The sequence below is a fragment of the Bradyrhizobium sp. Arg237L genome, assembly GCF_029990105.1.
Classification (GTDB): domain Bacteria; phylum Pseudomonadota; class Alphaproteobacteria; order Rhizobiales; family Xanthobacteraceae; genus Bradyrhizobium.
Map to the genome: position 1 here is coordinate 1 of NZ_JAQMIL010000161.1, position 2,554 is coordinate 2,554.

At 64.4% G+C, this 2,554-nt stretch carries 2 protein-coding genes; one reads left to right on the forward strand and one right to left on the reverse strand.

The features are described from left to right. Positions 1-76: 76 nt before the first annotated feature. Entirely contained in the window at positions 77-889 is an 813-nt protein-coding gene (locus tag OZ411_RS42660) for a lytic murein transglycosylase (RefSeq protein ID WP_130584067.1), read from the reverse strand. A 98-nt stretch (positions 890-987) separates the two neighbouring features. On the opposite strand from OZ411_RS42660, the gene OZ411_RS42665 reads away from it, so the two are divergent. Continuing rightward, on the forward strand, positions 988-2,250 hold the full coding sequence (locus tag OZ411_RS42665; protein WP_282532756.1) for a serine hydrolase domain-containing protein: 1,263 nt from the start codon (positions 988-990) through the stop codon (positions 2,248-2,250). The last annotated feature ends 304 nt before the right edge of the window (positions 2,251-2,554 follow it).

Genomic DNA, 2,554 nt, shown 5'->3' on the forward strand with positions numbered 1-2,554 from the left:
GTCGAGGTCTTCAACATCCGCTACTTCGGATGCCGTCTACCCGCAGACCGAATTGGTTCTCAGGCTCTACGATTCGTCACCGCGCCGCCGACGCGCGGCCCTCGCCGTCGATCTGGCGGCCCATGATCGCGATCGCCTTCTGATAGACGCCGGCGGCATTCCAGGCTTCGATCGCCGCGAAGTTGGGTTCGCCGGGCTGGTAGCCGGCGCCGGCGCGCCAGCCGTGGGCTTTGAGGAAGTTGGCGGTCGAATTCAGCGCATTGGCGGCGACGTCGAGATTGCCGGTGCCGTAGGCCAGGATGTTCTTGGGCATGAATTGGGTCTGGCCGACCTCGCCGTGCATGGAGCCGCGCGTGGCTCCCGACAGCACGCCCCGGTCGACCAGCTTCAGCGCCGCGTAGAGCTGGTCGGTGAAGAATTCGGGTCGGCGGCAGTCATAGGCAAGGGTGGCGATCGACGACAGCATGTTCTGATTGCCGCGCTGGCTTCCAAAGCCGGTCTCCATGCCCCAGATCGCAATCAGCGGCCCGGGCGGAACGCCGTAGTGCTGCTCGATCGATGCGAACAGCGCCGCGTGGGACTGCTTGAGCGATCGTCCGCGCGCGACGATGGTCGAGGCGCCGCGCTTGGCGAGAAACTGGTCGAGCGACAGGCCAAAGCTCCGCTGGCCGCGATCGGCGGCGATGGTCGCGCTCGCATAGTGCGTCTGCATCAAGGCGGCGACACCGGTCTGTCCAATGCCCTTGCCGCTCGCCTCCCGAGCGAATTCCGCCTTCCAGGCCTCGTAACCTCCCGGGCCGTTACCGCATTGGGCGGCTTTCGCGATGCCGCCGAGAGGCGCGAGCGTCGCCAAAGTGATGAGGGTGGCGGTTGCAAGTTTCCTGGTCATCTCGAACTCCGTTGGTCGGCAGACATGATTTAAGCATAAATTGGGTGGACGCATAAATCGCATAACAATCGGGCGAAATCCGCACCCGGGAGGAAATCATGAAAAGGCTCATCGCCGCGGCCGTGGCTGCCGGCTTCGCTCTCGAAATGGCACATGCCGCGCCCTTGCCCGAGGCCAAGCCCGATGACGTCGGATTCTCGGAGCCGGGCCTGGCCCGGATGGACGATTTCTTCGCCCGCGAGATTGCGGCGAAACGGGTGCCCGGCGCCGTGGTCGCGATCGCCCGGGACGGCAAGCTCGTGCACTACAAGGCCTATGGCCAGCTCGATCCGGTCAAGGGTACGCCGATGTCCCTCGATGCCGTCTTCGCGCTGGCGTCCATGACCAAGCCGCTTGCCGCCGTCGCCGGGCTGACGCTGATGGAGCAGGGCCGCCTGCCGCTGCAGGCCAGGCTCGCGGACTATTATCCGGCCTTTGCCGACATGAAGGTCGGCATTCCGCAGGTGGACGGTTCGTTGAAGATGGACGCGCAAGCGTCGCCGATCACCATTCATGACCTTTATCGCCACACGTCCGGTCTCATGTACGGCGGACGGCCGGACAGCTCGAGCCCGCTCGCGCGCCTCTATCCTGACGGCACGGCGCCGGCAGTCGAGGGCGATACGCAGGCCTTCATCGATCGCATCACGAAGCTGCCGCTGGTGCACCAGCCGGGGACGGAGTTCGAATATGGCTTCTCGATCGACGTGCTGGGCGCGGTAATCGAAAAAGTCACCTCGCAGCGGCTAGGCGATTATCTGGCTGCGAATGTGTGGCAGCCGCTCGGCATGAACGATGCCACGTTCCATCCGTCGGAGGGGCAGCGCGACCGTCTTGCCCGTCCGTTTCCGAATGATCCGCTGACGGGCAAGCCGCAGAGCATCAGGCTGCTCGACACGCCGACCAAGTTCGACTGCGGCGGCGCCTGCGCGTTTGCCACCGTCGGCGACTATCTCCGTTTCGGCCAGATGCTGCTCAACGGCGGGGAGCTCGAGGGAAAACGCATTCTTGGGCCCAAGACGGTGCACCACATGACCTCCAACCACCTCGGGCCTGAGATCAAGAACAACGTCGCGAACGTGGAGCCGCATCGCGGCGGCTTCAGTTTTGGCCTCGGGGTGGCAGTGCGAACGAGCGAAGGTCTGTCAGCGGTCCCAGGTAACCCCGGCGAGTTCACCTGGAACGGCGCCTACGGCACGCAGTTCTTCTGCGATCCGAAGGAGCGCCTGGTCGTGGTCGTCGGAACGGCGGCGCCGGGCGAGCTCCGGAAGTACTACCGCGAGCAGGTCCAGGACATCGTCTACGGCGCCATGATGCGGTGAGGCGCGCCGGCGGTTGCCCCCTCCGTCATTGCGAGCGAAGCGAAGCAATCCATGTCTCCACGCGGGCGCTATGGATTGCTTCGCTCCGCTCGCAATGACGATGTGGATGCAACGGGTGCGACAAATCAACCCGTCGGGCAAATCACCAAAAGTCTGTCCACCCCTCGCGCGAAAAACATTCTCTTTCGCCGTCGGGCAAATCAGTGATTTAACTCCGCGCGTCTCACGCGAATGAGGGGCGGGTCGCGATCGTCACGAACGTTGCGGTGAGATGCGGTGGACGCGATGCGTGCGACTGACGAGC